Here is a 21,530-nt window from a genome sequence, read left to right on the forward strand (position 1 = left end):
CTATCCCTCAAGATGATACATAACCAAATCGTAATGGATGAGTCAGCATAACCAATCATTTGGAGGCGGGTATATTGCGTGAACATAAACATCGTATCTTGATCATTAATCCTGGTTCAACTGGCACGAAGATAGCTGTATTTGAAAATGAAATCTCCATTTGGGAGAAAAATATCAAACATGATATTGAAGCAACGGAGTCTTATTCAAATATTATCGAACAATTTGATTTTCGCAAAGACATCATTCTAAAGACCTTGCATAATGAAGGGATCAATCTCTCAAAGCTTGAAGCGGTGTGTGCCCGCGGAGGATTACTTCGTCCGATTGAGGGGGGGACTTATGAGGTGAACAACAGGATGCTGTCTGATTTAAGACAAGGTTATTCGGGGGAGCATGCCTCAAACCTCGGCGGGCTGCTTGCTTACGATATTGCTTCCGGACTCAATATTCCAGCGTTCATTGTGGATCCGGTTGTGGTTGATGAGTTAGATGAAATAGCAAGAATATCGGGTTTGCCGATGATTGAACGAAAAAGTATTTTTCATGCTTTGAATCAAAAAGCAGTAGCACACCGTGTTGCAAAAGAATTGAACAGTCATTATGAAGACATCAATTTAATTGTAGCCCACATGGGTGGAGGAATCACGATAGGAGCACACAAACATGGAAGAGTGATCGATGTCAATAATGGGCTGCTTGGAGAAGGGCCATTCTGTCCTGAACGTGCCGGTGCTGTCCCAGTCGGTGATATCGTTGATTTGTGTTTTTCAGGGGAATTCTCCAAGGAAGAAATAATGAAATTGCTTGTAGGTAAAGGGGGATTGATTGGCTACTTAGGAACAAATGATCCAGATGAAATAGAAGAGAGGATTACAGCTGGAGATAAAAAAGCAGGTTTAGTCTATTCTGCGATGGCTTATCAAATCTCTAAAGAAATTGGCGCAGCCAGTGTGGTAATGTCCGGGAATGTTGAGGGGATTATCCTAACTGGTGAATTAGCTTCAAAAAAGAAATTTGTGAAAGAAATCAGTGATCGTGTCTGTTGGATTGCTGATGTATTTGTACACCCCGGTGAAAATGAACTGCTTGCATTAGCTGAAGGAGCGTTAAGGGTTCTGCGAGGCGAAGAAATGGCAAAAGAATATATGGGTAAAACAGAAAGTTTGCTAAACAAGTAAAGGAGGTTTTTCTTTGGCTCAAGATTATGACATTGTAATACTTGGAGGCGGGCCTGGAGGCTATGTGGCTGCGATCCGGGCAGCCCAGCTGGGTTTTAAAACGGCAATTGTGGAAAGAGATAAATTAGGCGGTACCTGCCTGCATAAAGGCTGTATTCCTACCAAAGCGTTATTAAGGAGTGCTGAAGTTTACAGAACGACTAAGAGTAGTGAAGAATTTGGGGTCTTAACAAATGAAGTGAGCTTGAATCTAAGTAAAGTACAGGAGCGAAAAGAAAAGATTGTGTCACAGCTTCACAATGGAGTACAGCATTTAATGAAAAAAGGGAAGATCGATATCTATAATGGGATCGGACGTATATTAGGTCCATCTATTTTCTCGCCATTGCCGGGAACTATTTCAGTTGAAATGAATAATGGCGCAGAAAATGAAATGCTGGTTCCGAAAAATCTCATTGTTGCCACTGGTTCAAGGCCAAAGGCTCTACCTGGTTTAGAAGCGGATGGTCATTTCGTTATGACATCTGATGAAGCATTGGAAATGGAAGAATTACCAAAATCCATTTTAATTATTGGCGGAGGTGTCATTGGCGTTGAATGGGCATCTATGCTTTCTGACTTTGATGTTGATGTAACCATTTTGGAGTTTGCTGATAGGTTAATCCCTACTGAGGACAAAGAGATATCAAAGGAAATGCAACGTTTATTGAAAAAGAGAGGCGTTAAAATCGTAACAACTGCAAAAGTGCTACCAGATACATTTAGGAAAGGCAAGGGTATAACGATTTCAGCCGAGGTGAAGGGGGAGATTAAGGAATACTCCGCTGAGAAGCTGCTGATTTCAGTGGGCAGACAGGCAAATATTGAGGGAATTGGTTTGGAAAATACGGATATTCAAATGGATAAAGGCTTTATTAAAACAAATGATTACTTTCAAACAAATGAATCACATATTTACGCAATTGGTGATTGTATAGGCGGCCTTCAGCTTGCTCATGTTGCTTCCCATGAAGGAATATCAGCTGTTGAACATATAGCAAACCAACAACCTCATCCAATGAACTATACGCTTATCCCCTCCTGTATTTACAGTTATCCCGAAGTAGCGAAGGTTGGTTTAACAGAAGAAGAAGCAATAAAACAAGGATATCAAATAAAAACAGGTAAGTTTTCTTTTCGAGCAATAGGAAAGGCATTGGTTTTTGGAGAAGCTGATGGATTTGTCAAAATGATTGTAGATGAATCTACGAATGATTTACTTGGAGTTCATATGATCGGCCCACATGTAACAGAATTAATTTCAGAAGCTGGTCTTGCCCGCGTTCTTGATGCGACGCCATGGGAAATCGCGCAGACGATTCATCCGCATCCGAGCTTGTCCGAGGCTGTCGGAGAAGCAGCGATGCTTATAGAAGGAAAAGCAATTCATGGGTAAATCCTTCTGCCTTAAAAGCGGCAGGTGATTCTTCATTAAAGAATTCAGGAGGTTTTTTTATGGTGGAAAGCCGTCACAGTTCATTAGGATTAAGTGATGACACTGTATTGGAAATGTATGAGACAATGCTCTTGGCACGAAAAATTGATGAACGAATGTGGTTATTAAATAGAGCAGGGAAAATACCGTTTGTTATATCTTGTCAGGGGCAAGAAGCAGCACAGGTAGGAGCTGCGTTTGCCCTTGACCGTAAAAATGATTATGTTCTTCCTTATTACCGGGATGTAGGAGTTGTCCTTGCATTTGGAATGACAGCAAAAGATATTATGCTGTCGGGATTTGCAAAGGCGGAGGACCCAAACTCTGGCGGACGGCAGATGCCAGGGCATTTCGGTCAACGGAAAAATAGAATTGTTACTGGATCATCGCCGGTGACAACCCAGGTTCCACATGCGGTGGGGATAGCCCTTGCCGCAAGAATGTCTGGAGAAAATAGTGTTTCATTCGTTAGCTTTGGTGAAGGGTCATCAAACCAGGGTGACTTTCATGAAGGAGCTAATTTTGCAGGTGTTCACAAACTTCCGGTTATTTTTATGTGTGAAAACAATAAATACGCTATTTCTGTTCCGATCAATAAGCAGCTTGGCTGCGAAAAGGTATCTGACCGCGCGATTGGTTATGGGATGCCCGGATATACGGTTGATGGCAATGATCCGCTTGCAGTCTATGAAGCAGTAAAAAAAGCGGCAGATAGAGGAAGAAGAGGCGAAGGACCAACGCTTATTGAGACGATTTCATACCGTCTTACACCGCATTCCTCTGATGATGATGACAGAAGCTATCGCACGCAGGAGGAAGTAGAAGAAGCGAAAACACAAGATCCGCTTGCTTCCTTTTTGCTCTATTTAAAGGAAAACGGTGTTCTTGATGAAACAAAGGAAAAGGAAATAAATGACCGAGTGACATTACTTGTCGATGAAGCAACTGAGTATGCTGAACAAGCGCCATATGCTGACCCTGAACAAGTATATGATTACGTATATGCGAAAGAATAAGGGGGATAAAGATGGCAATCATCTCTTATATTGAGGCCGTAACAATGGCTATTCGTGAAGAAATGGAAAGAGATAAAAGAGTATTTGTTTTAGGTGAGGATGTTGGAAAAAAAGGCGGTGTTTTTAAAGCAACGCAAGGTTTGTATGAGCAATTTGGTGAACAAAGAGTGATCGATACTCCTTTAGCCGAATCCGCCATTGCAGGAGTTGGCATTGGAGCTGCGATGTACGGTATGAGACCGATTGCAGAAATGCAATTTGCTGATTTTATTATGCCCGCAGTCAATCAAATTATTTCAGAGGCAGCAAGAATCCGCTACAGATCTAATAATGACTGGAGCTGCCCTATCGTGATTCGAGCACCATACGGCGGAGGTGTTCATGGTGCTTTGTATCACTCCCAATCAGTCGAAGCTGTATTTGCTAATCAACCCGGTTTGAAAATTGTTATGCCGTCAACTCCTTATGATGTAAAAGGTCTGCTTAAAGCGGCCATTCGTGATGAAGATCCTGTGCTGTTTTTTGAACATAAGCGGGCCTATCGGTTAATAAAAGGAGAAGTACCGGAAGATGATTATGTCCTTCCAATCGGGAAAGCGGATGTGAAGCGGGAGGGAGAGGATATCACTGTCATCACCTATGGACTTTGTGTACATTTTGCCCTCCAGGCTGCAGAAAAATTAGCGGCGGATGGTATTTCCACTCATATTTTAGATTTACGGACCGTTTATCCGCTTGATCAAGAGGCAATTGTGGAAGCTGCCTCGAAAACAGGAAAAGTCCTGCTTGTGACCGAGGATAACAAAGAAGGCAGTATCATAAGCGAGGTTTCAGCGATTATTGCCGAGCATTGCTTATTTGAATTAGATGCACCGATCAAAAGACTGGCAGCTCCCGATGTGCCGGCCGTTGCGTATGCACCACCAATGGAAAAGCATTTTATGATCAACCCGGAAAAGATAGAAAAAGCCATGCGTGAACTGGCTGAGTTTTAAAGAGAAAGGAGGAACCTAAGTGACAATTGAAAAAATTATCATGCCACAGTTAGGGGAAAGTGTAACGGAAGGAACGCTTACGAAATGGATTATTTCTGTCGGTGACCGGGTCAAAAAATATGATCCACTTGCTGAAATTATGACAGACAAGGTGAATGCTGAAGTTCCGTCTTCTTTTACAGGCATCGTTAAAGAGTTAATGGTTGGTGAGGGTGATACATTACCTGTCGGTGCAGCGATTTGTGTGATTGAAACGGAAACAGAGTCAGTAATGGAAGAGAACGAAAAGCCTGCTGAAGACCGGAACAGGGTAGAGCAGAAGGTCAGTTTTTATCATGAAGGGAGAAAAGAGCCCGCCGGAAAACTCCGATATTCTCCCGCAGTTTTAAAGTTATCACAGGAGTATGGGATTGATTTAAAACGGGTCAAGGGAACAGGTGCAGGTGGGCGGATAACTAGGAAGGATCTCCTGCAGTTATTGGCGTCAGGTCAGAAAGACCAGCATGAAACGGTTCAGCCAGAGGCACCGGTGCCCCATTCAGTTGCAACAGTTTCGATAGGTCATGATACTCCAGTGCAAAAAAATAGTGCTGCAACAGCTCCGTCTGGAGATATTGAAATCCCGGTTACAGGATTACGGAAGACAATTGCGGCAAACATGGTAAAAAGCAAGCATGAAATTCCTCACGCCTGGATGATGGTTGAAGCAGATGTCACAAATCTGGTTGCATACCGCAATGAAATAAAAGAAGAATTTTACCAAAAAGAAGGCTTTAATTTAACCTTTTTTGCTTTCGTTGTAAAAGCTGTTGCACAAGGCTTAAAGGAATTTCCACAAATGAATGCCACATGGGCTGGAGATAAAATTATCCGTAAAAAAGAGATAAATCTATCGATTGCCGTAGCGACCGAGGATGCGCTTTTTGTTCCTGTCATTAAACGTGCAGACGAAAAAACGATTAAAGGGATTGCCCGCGAAATTTCTGAGCTTGCTAAAAAGGTCCGCAACGGTACGACAAAGGTTGAAGATTTTCAGGGCGGTACCTTTACGGTTAATAACACAGGTTCAATTGGCTCGGTTCAATCGATGGGTATCATTAATTATCCACAGGCAGCAATCCTGCAGGTAGAATCCATTATAAAACGTCCTGTTGTGATGAATCAGAATATGATTGCAGTTCGAGATATGATGAATTTATGTCTTTCACTTGACCACCGTATTCTTGATGGATTTATTTGCGGAAAGTTCATGAATAGAGTGAAAGAAATCCTTGAAAATACCACTAAAGATAATACTCCAATATACTAATAAACAATAATCCAAAACGCTGCTAATTCTAGCAGCGTTTTTTCTATTCATTCCACATGTTTCCAGAATAGTGATTGCGTGTTTAACAATTGTATAATAAAATAATGAATAGAAAGATAATTTCTAATTTTATAACTTTTTCTATAGATTGGGGGGAAGGCTGCTGAACTTTGGCGGCATGAAATGAGTCTAAAAGAGATGATGGATTATTCATTTTCACAGCAAACGTATGAAGCTTGGAAACAAAAGGCCGAAGAAACATTAAAGGGAAAAAGTATAGAATCTTTATCAAGAAGAACATATGAAAACATTCAATTAAAACCTCTTTATACAAAAGAGGATGTAAATGAAAAAACATTATCAGCATTTCCTGGCAGCGGTGATTTTCGCCGTGGAAGCAGTGCGTTGGGCTATATCGGAGAGTCTTGGAAAATTGCTCAGCGAATTGACACGGAAAGTGCAGAAAACTTTAAAGAAAGACTAAAGACAAGTTTCGAAAAAGGACAGACAGCTATTGCATTTACACCTTCCGTATCGATTTTAAAGGAATTACCTGAGCTCTTAACAGACTATTATCAATCCTATCCGTTAAGTGTAAATGGCGCTTTTTTACAAAATGAGATGATTTATGGGCTTGCAGCTTTACGAAACTCCGAAAAAATATCCGGTTATGTTGGGAAGGATCCTGTTTCACTATATGCGAAACAAGGAGGAAGAAAGGAATCCTTGGAATCCGTTTATGATCGTTTGTTTGAAACGATTCAAACAGCTTCATCGGCTTGCCCTCTATTGAAAACGCTTTTAGTAGACACGACTGTTTATCACAATGGGGGAGCAAATGCTGTTCAGGAATTGGCCATTGCCCTTTCAACAGCCGTCTACCATATTGAACAGCTAAAGAAAAGAGGGATGGACGTAAAGGATATTCTTAAAAATATAGTATTTCATTTTTCAATAGGCAGTAACTTCTTTATGGAAATCTCTAAACTCAGGGCAGCCAGAAGTTTATGGAGTAAAATTGTTGAAGCATACAACGCTTCGCCTAGTCTTGAGGGACAGATGGTTATTTCAGCTGATACATCGTGGTACACAAAAACAGCTTACGATCCATATGTGAACTTATTGCGGGCAAGCAACGAGGCTTTTGCGGCTGTACTTGGGGGCATCCAGTACCTGCATGTCAGCCCATATAATGAGCCTGAGGGTGAGGCAACATCATTTTCAGATCGCATTGCCCGTAATACTCAGTTGATTCTTAGGGATGAAGCACGTTTAAGTACCGTTATCGACCCAGCAGGAGGTTCTTGGTATATAGAATCTTTAACAAATCAGTTAATTGAACAGGCCTGGTCCCATTTCCTAGAAATCGACGAAAAAGGCGGTATTTTAACTGCCTTACAATCGAATTGGCTGCAGGAACAAATCAAAGAAGTGGCCAAAAAGCGGCAAAAGGATATCTTTACCCGCAAACAGTCCATTGTTGGAACAAATAATTATGCAAATTTAGAAGAAACACCGCTAAACGTTGAATTATCCTTAGGTGAAAAATCAATGCATTCAGATGTATTTCCTGTACATGAGGCCCGCTTAGCAGAGCCATATGAAAAGCTCCGCAAAAGGGCAGAAAAATTAACCAAAGAAAAATCAGCTCCTGCAGTTGGACTGATCTGCCTTGGTAAATTAAAAAATCATAAGGCTAGGGCAGACTTTATCAGCGGCTTCTTAGCTCCAGGAGGAATTAAAACAGAAAGAAGCCAGGCATTTGAAGGAATCAATGATGCGGTGAATTTTGTTCACGAAACACAGCTTCATGCTTTTGTCCTTTGCGGGTCAGATGATGACTATAAAGCTTTTGGTACGGAAACTGTACAGGCAATTAAAGCAGGCTTCCCTCATGTCAAGCTTTATTTAGCCGGGCTGCCGGATGAAGCTGAGCAAAAAGCTTTACTAGATAATGGAATCTCTCAGTTTATTCACCTAAAAAGTAATTGCTATGAAATAGCTGCATCCTTTTTAGATGAATTGGAGGTGGAGTAATCGATGACACAAAAGCCAGATTTTAAAAAGATAACAATTGAGACAACTAAAACATCTGAAGAGGACTGGAAAAAGAAAGCAGAAAGTGAAATTTCCGCTTCAATTGAAGAACTTCTTTTTGAAACAAATGAACATATCAGCACAAAGGCTTTATATACTGGAAAGGATCAGACAGAGCTTAAGCATCTGGGAGATTTGCCAGGACTTCCTCCATATACAAGAGGACCCTATCCAACTATGTATGTAAACCGGCCATGGACAGTACGTCAGTATGCAGGCTTTTCGACCGCTGAGGAAAGTAACGCATTCTACCGCCGGAATTTAGCGATGGGGCAAAAAGGTCTTTCTGTTGCTTTTGACCTTGCTACCCATCGGGGTTATGACTCAGATCATGCCCGTGTAGTAGGAGATGTTGGAAAGGCTGGTGTGGCTATTGATTCAATCGTTGATATGAAGACATTATTTGACGGAATTCCATTAGATCAAATGTCGGTATCGATGACAATGAATGGGGCCGTACTGCCTATTATGGCCTTTTATATCGTAACAGCTGAAGAGCAGGGAGTTTCACAGGAAAAGCTGTCCGGTACGATTCAAAATGATATTTTAAAAGAATACATGGTTCGTAATACGTATATTTATCCACCGGAAATGTCGATGCGGATCATTGCCGATATTTTTGAATACACATCTAAATACATGCCTAAATTTAACAGCATCAGTATTTCCGGCTATCATATGCAGGAAGCCGGAGCACCTGCTGATATTGAACTAGCCTATACGCTTGCTGATGGACTTGAATATGTAAGAACAGGCCTAAAGGCCGGTATTGATATTGACTCATTTGCACCAAGACTATCATTCTTCTGGGCAATCGGGATGAACTACTTTATGGAAGTAGCAAAAATGCGGGCAGCCCGCCGTATTTGGGCAAAAATGATGCAAACGTTTGAGCCGAAAAACAGTAAATCATTGGCTTTACGTACGCATTCACAGACATCAGGTTGGAGTTTAACGGAGCAGGATCCGTTTAATAATGTGATTCGTACATTAATTGAAGCTCATGCAGCTGCAATGGGACATACACAGTCGCTGCATACAAATGCACTTGATGAAGCGATTGCCCTTCCGACAGACTTCTCGGCAAGAATTGCCCGTAATACACAGCTTTATTTACAAGAAGAATCTGGGATTACAAATGTTATTGATCCATGGGGTGGTTCTTACTATGTTGAAGCCTTGACAGATCAATTAATGAAGCGTGCTTGGGAGCATATCGAAGAGATTGAGAATCTTGGCGGAATGGCAAAAGCGATTGAAACTGGTCTGCCGAAAATGCGTATTGAAGAAGCTGCTGCAAGAAGACAAGCTCAAATAGATTCTGGAAAAGAAACAATTGTAGGGGTTAATAAATACCGTCTGGAAAAAGAAGAACCAATAGAGATTCTTGAAGTGGATAATACGGCAGTTCGACTAAAGCAAATTGAAAAATTAAACCAATTAAAAGCTTCACGTGATGAAGAGAAAGTACAAGAGGCATTAGCAGCAATCGAAAAAGCCTGTGAAACGAACGAAGGAAATCTTCTGGACCTTGCCGTACAAGCAGCACGTGTACGGGCTACATTAGGTGAAATTTCCTATGCTATCGAAAAAGTATCCGGACGTCACAAAGCTACGATTCGTTCTATTAGCGGTGTCTATAGTTCAGCCTTTTCTAACGAAGAAGAAATTGAAGCGGTTAAAAAGCTGACAGATGAATTTCTTGAAAATGAAGGCCGCCGTCCGCGGATTTTAATTGCTAAGATGGGACAGGATGGTCATGACCGCGGAGCAAAGGTGATAGCAACTGCTTTTGCCGATTTAGGCTTTGATGTTGATATCGGTCCTTTATTCCAGACACCGGAAGAAACTGCGCTGCAAGCTGTTGAAAACGATGTCCATGCCATTGGTATGAGCTCGCTTGCAGCAGGTCATAAAACATTGCTCCCGCAGCTTGTAGCTGAATTAAAGAAACTTGGTCGCGAAGATATCGTTGTCGTTGTCGGCGGTGTGATTCCGGCACAAGATTACGAATACTTATATGAACATGGAGCTTCTGCTATTTTTGGACCAGGAACGGTTATTCCGGTTTCTGCCCAGAAGGTTGTCCGAGCTATTTATGAAAGACTCGGTTATGAGGAAGTGAAAGCATAAATGTCTGAAGAAAAAAGGCCTGAATGGACGAATCAAGATGAGCCTGATAAATTTTCAACGTATATTCGAAAAGGGGTGGAAACCACCCCTCAAGCTGGCCTTGTTAAAAATAGTACGTTTCGAAAAATGAAGGTTGGGGATGAAATTACCTGTGACCAGTTAGCGACAGGAATACTTAATGGTGACCGTACGATGCTTGCTCGCTCCATTACGCTGATTGAAAGCAACGCTGAGCACCACTTTCAAAAGTCGCAAACGCTTCTGCAGCAGCTTTTACACCATACAGGTAAGTCTATTCGCATCGGGATTACAGGGGTGCCAGGAGCAGGAAAAAGTACTTTTATTGAAGCTTTTGGGATGTTTTTATGTAATCTTGGGCTGAAGGTTGCAGTTTTAGCAGTAGATCCCAGCTCAAGCAGAAGCGGCGGCAGTATTCTTGGTGATAAAACACGCATGGAGCAGCTGGCGCGTAATCCAAGAGCCTTTATTCGCCCTTCTCCTTCAGAAGGAAAACTTGGCGGGGTTCATCGCAAAACGAAAGAAACGATGCTATTATGTGAGGCATTTGGCTTTGATGTCATCTTAATTGAGACAGTTGGGGTAGGTCAAAGTGAAGTCATTGTCCGCGATATGGTAGACTTTTTTATGCTAATTGTGTTAACTGGTGCAGGTGATGAATTACAAGGCATGAAAAAAGGGATTATGGAGCTTGCTGATGCGATTGTTGTCAATAAGGCGGATGGAGAAAATAAAGCTTCTGCATTAAAGACAAAAAAAGAATATAATCAAATTTTGCATTTTCTTCAGCCTGCTACAAAGGGCTGGGAAACAAAAGCCTATACTTGCTCAAGTTTATTAGAAAATGGCATTAAGGAAATATGGGATGTCATAAAAGATTTTGAATCCACCACGAAACAGTCTGGAGTATTTGCTGACCGAAGAAGGTCGCAAACAAAAGAATGGATGAAAAGTATGATTATCGATCAGCTTCAGAACAGTTTTTTTCATAATCAAGAAATCAAAGAGCTGCTTCCAAAAGTTGAAAATCAAGTAATCTCAGGTAATAAAACAGTGACCTCAGCTGTAGAGGAATTATTTAAACAGTATTATAAATCGTTAACATAGGCTGTGTTAATGCATAATGTTGATTTTTTAGCAGGTTGATTGTAGTGGTAGGCACGAAGACTCCTTGAAAATTCTACCGAATTTTCTCGTGCGTGGGCGGATTCGAAGAAGTAATTCAATGTCCTGCGGGAGAAGCGAGAAAGAAGAGACCCCGCTGAAACAAAGTGTCGAGGAGGCTCGGCTGTCGCCCTAAGGTGCGCGAAGTGCCTGGAACGAAAATCAACAACCATGTTTAACGGATATTTAAAAAGCATCTCATTTGTACTTAACATATTCATATTGTTATGATGTAAATATGACAAATATGAAAATAAGGAGAGTTCAAATGAATATTGATTTTAACTTGTTTATGAACGATCATGTTCGCCAAGCACGGCAGGAAATTGCCGCAGCGGGATATACAGAATTAAAAACGCCTGAGGCAGTGGAAGAGGCGTTTGCAAAAAAGGGAACAACCTTGGTCATGATTAATTCAGTTTGTGGCTGTGCAGGTGGGATTGCCCGTCCAGTAGCAAGTCATGCTATTCATTACGATAAGCGTCCAGATCAATTAGTCACTGTTTTTGCCGGTCAAGATAAAGAGGCTACTGAAAAGGCCCGATCTTATTTTACTGGATTTCCGCCATCCTCACCGTCATTTGCTCTTTTAAAAGATGGAAAAATCCAAACAATGATCGAACGTCATGAAATCGAAGGCCATGAACCTGCGGCTGTTATGCAAAAGCTACAAGAAGCATTTGATAAGTATTGCGAAGAAATGTAAATAAAAGGATGCAATAGTTTGGGGGCGCACTAAGAAAATCACCACGTGCGCCTCTTTTTTATTACTTTATTTACAATATTAAAATATTATTTTAAAATAAATTTTTGTTGCATATGTGAGATTATGTGTTAAAATTCACTTATGTGTTAAAATTCACTTATGTGAATAATTATTAGTTGGATATTAATTTGTAAACTATACATTAAAGGCTAATAATATAAATAAGTTTAATGAAAAAAAGGAGGAAATCATTTTGAAGAAAATAATCTCAATGTTATTGATGGGCATGTTGATTATCGGTATACTTGCTGCCTGTGGCGGTGCTGGTGAAGAATCAGCTAACGAGAGTGACAATAAAGATGCAAAGGTATTAAAAATGGCAACATCTGGCGATTATGCGCCGTTTGAATATATTGATACGGCAAAAGGCGAAGAAATTATTGGTCTTGATATTGATATTGCAAAAGCGATTACGGAAAAGCTAGGCTATGAATTAGAGGTCCAGGATATGGATTTCGGCGGACTTATTTCTGCATTACAAAATGGACAAGCTGATTTTGTTATGGCTGCGATGTCTGCTACTGATGAGCGTAAAGAAAGTGTGGACTTTAGTGATACGTACTACACTTCAAAACACATCATTGTATCGAAAAAAGACAGCGGCATAAAAAGTGTTGATGATTTGAAAGGGAAAAAAGTTGGTGCTCAGCTAGGCTCAATTCAAGAAGAAAAGGCAAAAGAACTTGCAGAAAGTACTGGTTTTACTTATGAAAGTCGTAATCGTATTCCAGAGTTAATCCAAGAAATTCTAGCAGGACGTTTAGATGCAGCGATTATTGAAGATACTGTTGCAAAAGGATATTTGAAAGAAACAAAAGATATTCAAGGGGTTACAATTGAAGATGCTGATGGTGGATATGCAATTGCCTTTCCAAAAGATAGTGAATTAACAGAAGCATTTAATAAAGAATTAAAAGCAATGATCGAAAATGGTGAAGTTGACAAAATTGTTAAGAAATGGTTTGACACAGAGAAGTAAGAAATATGAGAAAAAACGTTCAGGAAAAGAATCGTTTTCTGAACGTTTTTTCTGTCGTTCTACCTACATTTGAGAGGAATGATTTTACATGAATTTAGATTTTTCATCCGTTCTCCCGTCGTTCCCCTTTATACTAAAAGGCCTTGGGGTTACACTCCAAATTGCTTTGTTTGCCGGGGTGTTAGGGTTCGTATGCGGTATCATATTATCGTTATTTAAAATTAGTAAGATTAAGTTTTTAGGCTGGATTGCAGATGTCTATACATCTATTTTTCGCGGTACACCGCTTGTTTTACAGTTAATGATTATTTATTTTGGGTCACCTCAAGTGATCGGCTACCAAATTGACCCATTTACAGCGGCAGTTGTATCTTTTGCCTTGAATTCAACTGCCTATATTTCAGAAATCATTCGCGCTGGTATTCTTGCTGTTGATAAAGGTCAAAGTGAAGCGGCAATGGCATTAGGCGTTCCTTATCGCTCGATGATGCTGAACATTGTTTTACCGCAGGCGATTAAAAATATTTTACCATCATTAATGAATGAGTTTATCACGCTGACAAAGGAATCCGCGATCGTAACCACAATTGGGGTCATGGATGTAATGCGCCGGGCCTATCAGGTTGGAGCAGATAAATTTCGCTTTATTGAACCTCTTCTTCTAGCGGGAATTACTTATTATGTAATTGTAATGGCGTTAACACTGATTGGAAAGCTTGTCGAAAGGAGAATGAGAAAAAGTGATTAAGGTTGAAGGATTAACGAAGAATTTCGGCAAACTTGAAGTATTAAAAGGCATTTCAACTACCATTAAAGAGGGCGAAGTTGTTGCGATTATCGGTCCGTCTGGATCGGGTAAATCAACATTTCTTCGTTGTTTAAATTTACTTGAAGAACCTACTGGCGGTCATATTTTTATTGGTGGAGAAGATATAACCAATAAGAAAACAAATATTATGAAGATTAGACAAAACGTTGGCATGGTGTTTCAGCATTTCCACTTATTTCCCCATAAAACTGTCATGGAGAATTTAACCTATGCGCCAATGAAGGTAAAGCGGATATCAAAGCAGGAAGCGGAAAAAAAGGGTATGGCTTTATTAGAAAAGGTAGGGTTAGCCGAAAAAGCCAATGTTTATCCGAATCGTTTGTCAGGAGGCCAAAAACAACGGGTAGCCATCGCTCGTGCTTTAGCGATGGAGCCAGAAGTCATGTTGTTTGATGAGCCGACCTCTGCGCTTGACCCTGAAATGGTTAAAGAAGTATTGGATGTTATGAAGTCACTAGCTGAGTCAGGAATGACAATGGCTATTGTTACACATGAAATGGGATTTGCCAAAGAAGTAGCAGACCGTGTTCTCTTTTTAGAAGGCGGTGTCCTGGCAGAGGATGCAGCACCAGAAGAATTCTTTTCAAATCCAAAAAGTCAGCGGGCAAAGGATTTCCTTGATAAGATTCTATAATAATTATGGTAAAAGGTGGTCGAAAAGATCACCTTTTTTAATTATGGAGGAAATGATTCGTGGTAAACTGAAAGAAATATGTAAGAACAGGGAGTTGAACATGAAATTTCGTATTGGCTACCGAACGATAAAATCAGCTGTTGGTGCAACTGTATCCATCATGCTTGCCCAGTATTTAGGATTCCAAAATTTTGTTTCTGCCGGAATTATTACGATTCTATGTATTCAAATAACAAAGAAAAAATCCCTGCGGGCATCATGGGACCGGATTCTAGCATGTTTGACAGCTATTATTTTTTCCATTATTTTTTTTGAAGCCATTTCCTACCATCCACTTGTGATTGGTTTGTTATTATTATTTTTTATTCCCACTGTTGTCATGCTGAAGGCAAGTGAAGGCATTGTCTCGAGTACGGTTATTATTTTGCATTTTTTCTCCCAAGGAGAGGTCTCCTTTGCTTTTGTCTTAAATGAATTAGCTATTATTATAATTGGAATCGGCGTTGCTTTATTGGCAAATCTATACATGCCAAGCCTTGATTCTCAGGTCGAGGAAATTCAAAAGAAGATAGAGAATAATTTTAAAAGGATTTTCCTTGAAATCGCAAAATACTTGCGTGTGGGTGATAGTAATTGGGATGGGAAGGAAATTTCAGAAACCATTCATCTAATTGATGATGCCAAAACGCTGTCATTTCGAGTACTGGAAAACCAATTTATACATAATGAAGAAGATGATTTATATTATATGTATTTTACAATTAGAGAAAAACAATTTGAAATCATCGAAAGAGTGCTGCCGATTGTAACGTCAATTTCACACACTGTAGAGCAGGGGAAAATGATTGCAGATTTTATAGAGGAGCTGGCGGAGCATATCCATGCCGGCAATACCGCAGATATTTATTTAGATAAGCTTAATGAAATGCATAAGGTATTTGAAAATATGGAGCTTCCCAAAACAAGGAAAGAATTTGAGGTTCGGGCAGCACTTCTTCACTTTGTCAAAGAAATGGAGCAATACCTGCTTATTAAACGGAATTTTAGAGGTATAAAAAAACAATAGGATTATATCAGTAAAATAAAGGGAATTGTCGAATGATGACAATTCCCTTTTCCTTTATTAAAAAAACATCGCTACCCCGGCAAGTAATGTTGATGCTAGCATGGCAAAGAGCATTAAATAAACAAGTATCTTTTGTGTCTTTTTTCTTTTTTTGGACAAGGCATGATCCCTCCATCATTCTCTGTTTCATAGGTTATTATCCTACTTTATTTTACTAGGAAAAAAATTATTGGACAACTATGCAAAAAAAGAAGGATTTTGAAAAAAAGATATCGAATTTTAAGATTATTGTAGTATTTTTTTATAATTGTAGTATATTTAAATTATTGTGTATATTCAATTATTGGGGATGGGGTAAAAAATGATTAAAAAGGTAGATCACATTGGCATTGCTGTGAGCTCTATTGAAGAGGCATTACCTTTGTATACGGAAGTGCTGAAATTAGAGCTGCTTGGCACGGAAGTAGTTGAGAATCAAAAGGTTAAGGTAGCATTCATTAAAGCTGGTAACGTCAAGCTTGAACTCTTAGAGCCTACCAGCGAAGAAAGTGCGATTGCTAAGTTTATTGCTAAACGTGGACAAGGAATCCATCATGTTGCACTAGGGGTTGAATCAATCGAAGAGAGAATTCAAGACATGCAAAAGAATGGTATCAAAATGATAGATGAAGAGCCTAGAATTGGTGCCGGTGGAGCGAGTGTTGCTTTCATGCATCCAAAGTCAACCGGAAGTGTTCTTTACGAATTATGTGAAAAGAAAGGAAGCCAACAACATGATTGATATATATGATAAAATTCATGATTTATATGACCGTAAACGGGAAGTAGAACTAGGCGGTGGTGATGAGCGGATTGAAAAGCAGCACGAAAAGGGAAAATTAACCGCTCGTGAACGTATCGATCTTTTAGTCGATCCAGGTACATTTGTTGAATTTAATCCATTTATTGAGCATAATTGTAACGATTTTGGACTTGATCAGCAAAAAAGTCCTGGTGATGGTGTTGTAACAGGCTATGGAAAGGTTAACGGGCGCCCCATTTATTTGTTTGCCCAAGATTTCACCGTTTTTGGCGGTGCACTAGGGGAAATGCATGCGAAAAAAATTGCTACTGTTATGGACTTAGCTGTAAAAAATGGTGCCCCTTTTGTTGGTTTGAATGATTCGGGCGGCGCAAGAATCCAAGAAGGTGTTGTTTCGCTTGATGGTTATGGGCAAATCTTTTATCGGAATTCGATTTACTCAGGAGTCATCCCGCAAATATCTGTTATTATGGGGCCATGTGCAGGCGGTGCTGTTTATTCTCCGGCAATTACGGATTTTGTTTTCATGGTTGAAAAGACAAGCCAAATGTTTATTACAGGTCCAAAGGTAATTGAGACGGTTACAGGTGAAAAAATTTCGTCAGAAAATCTCGGGGGAGCAAAGGTCCATAACTCGATAAGCGGTAACGCTCATTTCCGCGGCGAATCTGAAGAAGTTGTCATTGAACAGGTTCGCAGACTGTTAAGCTACTTGCCGCAAAATAATGAAGAAAAACCACCTGTACTTCAGTATGATGAAGAGGATGATTATCGTCCAGATTTAACAGATGCTATTCCATTCGATACCCTTCGTCCATATGATGTCAGAAAGGTAATTGAACAGGTCGTGGATGACAATTCATTTATGGAAGTCCAACAGGATTTTGCGAAAAATATTGTGATAGGTCTTGCACGTATTAAAGGGGAATCTGTCGGACTTGTATGTAATCAGCCTAAATTTATGGCAGGCGGACTTGACATCGACTCATCTGATAAAGCAGCCAGATTTATACGTTTTTGCGATTCCTTTAATATTCCGATTATTACGTTTGAAGACGTGACTGGATTTTTCCCTGGTATTAAACAGGAGCATGGCGGAATTATTCGTCATGGTGCTAAAATCCTCTATGCTTATTCAGAGGCAACGGTTCCAAAGTTAACGGTTATTTTGCGAAAAGCATATGGCGGTGCCTATGTAGCTTTAAATAGTAAATCAATTGGCGCCGATCTTGTTTATGCTTGGCCTAATGCTGAAATTGCTGTTATGGGACCACAAGGTGCTGCTAATATCATATTTGCAAAAGAAATTAGTCAAAGTCCAAATCCAGAAGAAACACGTGCCCAAAAAATTGAAGAATACCGTCAAAAGTTTGCAAATCCATATGTTGCAGCAAGTAAAGGGATGGTTGATGATGTCATTGACCCGCGTGAAACAAGGATTAAGATTGTCCAGGCTCTAGAAATGCTTAAAAATAAAAAGGAATCACGACCAAATAAAAAGCATGGAAATATTCCACTATAAAAACAAACTATATTTTTTGCAAAAGATCGGTGTTATAACCGATCTTTTTGTGTATCAACTCTATTATTATATCATTAAATATAAATTTATTGCATGTATAAGTCAGAAATAAACGATGAGTATCCATCTATTTGATGGCAAATAATCATAGATGTATACTATTAAGAGCAAATAGAAGATTTGGAGGTAATCATGCAGATGATTAATCAAGAGCGTTTATTAAATGAATTTCTAGAACTGGTTCAAATTGACTCTGAAACCAAGTATGAAACAGAGATTGCAAAAGTATTAAAACAAAAGTTCAGCGATTTAGGCGTTGATGTATTTGAGGATGATACGACAGCAGTGACCGGACACGGTGCAGGCAATCTTATTTGTACTCTGCCGGGGACAAAAGATGGAGTAGACCCGATTTATTTTACCTGCCACATGGATACAGTTGTACCTGCAAAAGGGGTAAAGCCTTCTATTAAGGATGGCTATGTCATAACTGATGGAACAACCATTCTTGGTGCAGACGATAAAACGGGTATATCCGTTATGCTTGAAACCGTTAGAGTACTAAAAGAACAAAATATTCCTCATGGTGATATTCAGTTCATTATTACGGTTGGTGAGGAATCTGGTCTTGTTGGTGCTAAAGCACTTGATCGCTCATTGGTAAAAGCAAAATATGGTTATGCCCTTGATAGTGATGGAAAAGTCGGAAATATTATTGTGGCAGCACCTACACAAGCACATATTAAAGCAACAATTCTTGGTAAAACTGCCCATGCCGGGGTTGCACCTGAAAAAGGAGTTTCAGCGATTACCATTGCAGCAAAGGCGATTTCAAGAATGCCTTTAGGCCGTATAGATGAAGAGACAACAGCAAATATCGGGCGCTTTGCCGGCGGACAGCAAACCAATATTGTCTGTGATCATGTTGATATTTTAGCGGAAGCCCGTTCATTAATCCCTGAAAAAATGGAAGCCCAGGTGCAAAAAATGAAGGATGCATTTGAAAGTGCCGCAAATGAGATGGGTGGCAAGGCGGAGATAGAAGTACAGGTTATGTACCCTGGCTTTAAATTTTCAGATGGGGATCATGTAGTGGAGGTAGCAAAAAAAGCAGCTGCTAAAATCGGACGCAGCTGTGAGTTATTACATAGCGGAGGCGGAAGTGATGCAAACGTAATTGCCGGCTTTGGCATTCCAACGGTCAACCTAGCTGTAGGATATGAAGAAATTCATACAACTAATGAGCGTATGCCTATTGAAGAACTTTATAAATTAGCAGAAATGACTATTTCGATTATTGATGAGGTAACCGGGCAGTAAAATAAAACTAGCTGCTCATGCTTTAATTCGATAAGTGTCATAAAACTTTCATAAATTTCACTAGTTCTTCAATATGGAACAAGAGCGGATTCGTTATGATAGGTGTAGTTATCTATTTGTTTACGGAAAGGGATGCTAGTATGCCAAAATTACTTTACATTACTGCTAATCCAAAAAAAGACGTTAGTCAATCAAAGGGAGCACAAATTGGTGAGGTATTTTTAGAAACCTTTCAAAAGGAACGCCCTGATGTTGAAATTGAAAGAATGCATTTGTATGACATGAACATTACAAGAATCGATACAGATTTATTATATGCACGTGCGAAAACGTCATTTATGGGTAATACGGTTGATCAGTTGACAGAGGATGAAAGAGAAAAGTTTAAAAGGATGCATGCTCTTGCCGATCGTTTTATTGCTGCTGATTATTATGTTTTTGTGACACCGATTTGGAATTTAGGTGCACCTGGGATTTTAAAGGATTTCATGGATAATATGTTCTTAAATAAAAAAACGTTCATTACTACGGAGGAGGGTCCAAAAGGGTTATTAACCGGAAGAAAAGCGATACACATCCAGACCCGCGGCGGTCTTTATTCAACAGGACCGATGGTAGAGTTTGAAATGGGAGATCAATATGTTCGAAAAGCTCTTGCCTTCCTAGGTATTGATGTAATGGATACGATTGTCGCAGAGGGCTTAGATCATTTTCCAAAGCAGATTCCTGAAATCATGGAAAAGGCGAAGCAACAAGCAAGAGAAGCTGCCAAAGAAATGGCTGGCAGTACCGTTTCAGCGTCGTCATAACAAGTAGAAGGCCTGCAGTGCTGTGGGTCTTTTGCCTTTTTTCATGCTAAAATAAGAGAAAAAAATCTTATCATTCATCTCCGGGGTCTATTCCCGGAGCTTATCTGAGGTTGTAGTGGCATATGAAAGAAATGTATCCGAAAAAGGGAAGAGTTATTTTACATGTTGATATGAATAGCTTCTATGCATCTGTTGAGATGGCCTTTGATCCTTCATTAAAGGGGAAGCCGCTCGCAATCGCGGGGAATCCTAAAGAACGAAGAGGGATCATCGTTACGTGCAGCTACGAAGCGAGGAAATATGGTGTAAAAACAACGATGCCGATTTGGGAAGCAAAAAAGCTTTGTCCACAGTTGATTGTGATGAGTCCTAATTTTGAACGGTACCGAGCTGCTTCCCATGGAATGTTTGATATATTACATGAATATTCAGAGCTTGTTGAGCCTGTTTCAATTGACGAGGGCTATGTTGATATCACAGATAGTTATGAATTAGGGTCGCCTTTAGAAATAGCGGAAAGAATTCAGAAGCAAATTCTTTCGCAGCTGGATCTACCATGCAGCATCGGTGTTGCTCCTAATCGTTTCCTTGCAAAAATGGCTTCCGATATGAAAAAACCACTGGGGATTACGGTATTACGGAAACGGGATGTGGAAAAAGTGCTATGGCCGCTTCCTGTTGTTGAAATGCATGGAGTCGGGAAGAAAACAGCTGAAAAACTAAATACAATCGATGTTTTTACAATAAAAGATTTGGCAATGGCAAATGATATTCAACTGAAGGCACTCTTAGGAATCAATGGTCTCCGTTTAAAGGAAAGGGCCAACGGAATTGATGACAGACCTATTGACCCTGAAGCAGCAAATGAATTTAAAAGTGTCGGGAATTCGACTACTTTGCCTAGTGATATTGCGAATCAGCACCAGCTCCTTTTGGTCTTGGAAAGTCTAGCGGAAAAAGTGGCAGCCCGGATGAAGCGCAAAAAAGTTATGGCTGCTTCTATCGGTATTACAATCCGCTATAAGGATCGAAAGACGATTACGAGAAGTAAAAAACTGTTAAACCCTGTCAGCCAAAAAGAAGAGATCTATGCAGAAAGCAAGCAGCTCTTTTTAAAAAATTGGAATGGAGATTCTATCCGCCTTCTTGGTGTAACCGGCGCTGATTTAATTGAAAAAGAGCAAGCCGTAAAGCAGCTCGATTTTTTTTCTTATGAGAGGGAGGCCAAAAAGGAGCCTTTACTGGAAACCGTTGAAAGGCTGCGGCTTAAATACGGTAAAGGAATTATTGATCGTGCAGTTGAAAAGGCTCCTATAAAGGACAGTAAGGAAAATATTACTTCGGAAACGAGCTTTAGTAAGGATTTCCTCGATTTCTTTTCTGACGAATAATGAATGACTAATTCTCTAGAAAATT

Annotated in this window: 19 protein-coding genes; 18 read left to right on the forward strand and 1 reads right to left on the reverse strand. The window is 40.0% G+C overall.

Annotated features, from left to right (window positions below; translation table 11 throughout):
• Positions 1–74 precede the first annotated feature (74 nt).
• The 13 genes from buk (at position 75) to R4Z09_RS07435 (ending at position 15,661) form a co-directional block, all read left to right on the forward strand.
• A complete protein-coding gene (buk, locus tag R4Z09_RS07375; protein ID WP_338451687.1) occupies positions 75–1,181 on the forward strand; it encodes a butyrate kinase in 1,107 nt (368 codons plus the stop codon).
• A gap of 13 nt (positions 1,182–1,194) precedes the next feature.
• Positions 1,195–2,616, forward strand: a complete 1,422-nt coding sequence (lpdA, locus tag R4Z09_RS07380) for a dihydrolipoyl dehydrogenase (protein ID WP_338451688.1) — start codon at positions 1,195–1,197, stop codon at positions 2,614–2,616.
• A 59-nt stretch (positions 2,617–2,675) separates the two neighbouring features.
• On the forward strand, positions 2,676–3,671 hold the full coding sequence (locus R4Z09_RS07385) for a thiamine pyrophosphate-dependent dehydrogenase E1 component subunit alpha (RefSeq protein ID WP_338451689.1): 996 nt from the start codon (positions 2,676–2,678) through the stop codon (positions 3,669–3,671).
• 11 nt (positions 3,672–3,682) lie between these two features.
• Positions 3,683–4,666, forward strand: a complete 984-nt coding sequence (locus R4Z09_RS07390) for an alpha-ketoacid dehydrogenase subunit beta (protein WP_338451690.1) — start codon at positions 3,683–3,685, stop codon at positions 4,664–4,666.
• Between the two features lie 19 nt (positions 4,667–4,685).
• The gene (locus R4Z09_RS07395) at positions 4,686–5,975 is read left to right on the forward strand and encodes a dihydrolipoamide acetyltransferase family protein (RefSeq protein ID WP_338451691.1); all 1,290 of its coding nucleotides are present in this window, start codon (positions 4,686–4,688) and stop codon (positions 5,973–5,975) included.
• Positions 5,976–6,158: 183 nt separating this feature from the next.
• Positions 6,159–8,012: a methylmalonyl-CoA mutase subunit beta gene (locus R4Z09_RS07400; protein ID WP_338451692.1), complete on the forward strand. Its 1,854-nt coding sequence runs from the start codon at positions 6,159–6,161 to the stop codon at positions 8,010–8,012.
• Between the two features lie 3 nt (positions 8,013–8,015).
• Complete coding sequence (gene scpA, locus R4Z09_RS07405; protein WP_338451693.1) at positions 8,016–10,205, forward strand: methylmalonyl-CoA mutase; 2,190 nt, start codon at positions 8,016–8,018, stop codon at positions 10,203–10,205.
• Positions 10,206–11,330, forward strand: a complete 1,125-nt coding sequence (meaB, locus tag R4Z09_RS07410) for a methylmalonyl Co-A mutase-associated GTPase MeaB (RefSeq protein ID WP_338451694.1) — start codon at positions 10,206–10,208, stop codon at positions 11,328–11,330.
• 325 nt (positions 11,331–11,655) lie between these two features.
• Entirely contained in the window at positions 11,656–12,093 is a 438-nt protein-coding gene (locus R4Z09_RS07415) for a BrxA/BrxB family bacilliredoxin (RefSeq protein ID WP_338451695.1), read from the forward strand.
• Positions 12,094–12,346: 253 nt separating this feature from the next.
• On the forward strand, positions 12,347–13,132 hold the full coding sequence (locus R4Z09_RS07420; protein WP_338451696.1) for a transporter substrate-binding domain-containing protein: 786 nt from the start codon (positions 12,347–12,349) through the stop codon (positions 13,130–13,132).
• 88 nt (positions 13,133–13,220) lie between these two features.
• On the forward strand, positions 13,221–13,880 hold the full coding sequence (locus tag R4Z09_RS07425; RefSeq protein WP_338451697.1) for an amino acid ABC transporter permease: 660 nt from the start codon (positions 13,221–13,223) through the stop codon (positions 13,878–13,880).
• Positions 13,873–14,595 (forward strand): amino acid ABC transporter ATP-binding protein, encoded by a 723-nt coding sequence (locus R4Z09_RS07430; protein WP_338451698.1) that lies wholly within the window; start codon positions 13,873–13,875, stop codon positions 14,593–14,595. The genes R4Z09_RS07425 and R4Z09_RS07430 overlap by 8 nt, the downstream gene beginning before the upstream one ends.
• A gap of 100 nt (positions 14,596–14,695) precedes the next feature.
• A complete protein-coding gene (locus R4Z09_RS07435; protein ID WP_338451699.1) occupies positions 14,696–15,661 on the forward strand; it encodes an aromatic acid exporter family protein in 966 nt (321 codons plus the stop codon).
• 57 nt (positions 15,662–15,718) lie between these two features.
• Here R4Z09_RS07435 and prli42 read toward each other — a convergent pair whose 3' ends face one another.
• A complete protein-coding gene (prli42, locus tag R4Z09_RS07440; RefSeq protein ID WP_338451700.1) occupies positions 15,719–15,820 on the reverse strand; it encodes a stressosome-associated protein Prli42 in 102 nt (33 codons plus the stop codon).
• Positions 15,821–16,022: 202 nt separating this feature from the next.
• Between prli42 and mce the strand changes: the two genes are divergently transcribed.
• The 5 genes from mce to R4Z09_RS07465 all read left to right on the forward strand — a co-directional run bounded on the left by mce (position 16,023) and on the right by R4Z09_RS07465 (position 21,505).
• Positions 16,023–16,442, forward strand: coding sequence for a methylmalonyl-CoA epimerase (mce, locus tag R4Z09_RS07445; RefSeq protein WP_338451701.1), 420 nt, complete (start codon positions 16,023–16,025; stop codon positions 16,440–16,442).
• A complete protein-coding gene (locus R4Z09_RS07450) occupies positions 16,435–17,985 on the forward strand; it encodes an acyl-CoA carboxylase subunit beta (protein WP_338451702.1) in 1,551 nt (516 codons plus the stop codon). The genes mce and R4Z09_RS07450 overlap by 8 nt, the downstream gene beginning before the upstream one ends.
• Positions 17,986–18,183: 198 nt before the next feature.
• A complete protein-coding gene (locus R4Z09_RS07455) occupies positions 18,184–19,305 on the forward strand; it encodes a tripeptidase T (RefSeq protein WP_338453222.1) in 1,122 nt (373 codons plus the stop codon).
• Between the two features lie 140 nt (positions 19,306–19,445).
• Positions 19,446–20,114 carry an FMN-dependent NADH-azoreductase gene (locus R4Z09_RS07460; RefSeq protein WP_338451703.1) on the forward strand — a complete coding sequence of 223 codons (669 nt, stop codon included), beginning with the start codon at positions 19,446–19,448 and terminating at the stop codon, positions 20,112–20,114.
• Positions 20,115–20,236: 122 nt separating this feature from the next.
• Complete coding sequence (locus R4Z09_RS07465; RefSeq protein ID WP_338451704.1) at positions 20,237–21,505, forward strand: DNA polymerase IV; 1,269 nt, start codon at positions 20,237–20,239, stop codon at positions 21,503–21,505.
• The last annotated feature ends 25 nt before the right edge of the window (positions 21,506–21,530 follow it).

The sequence above is a fragment of the Niallia oryzisoli genome (genome assembly GCF_036670025.1).
Taxonomy (GTDB): Bacteria; Bacillota; Bacilli; order Bacillales; family Cytobacillaceae; genus Bacillus_BD; species Bacillus_BD oryzisoli.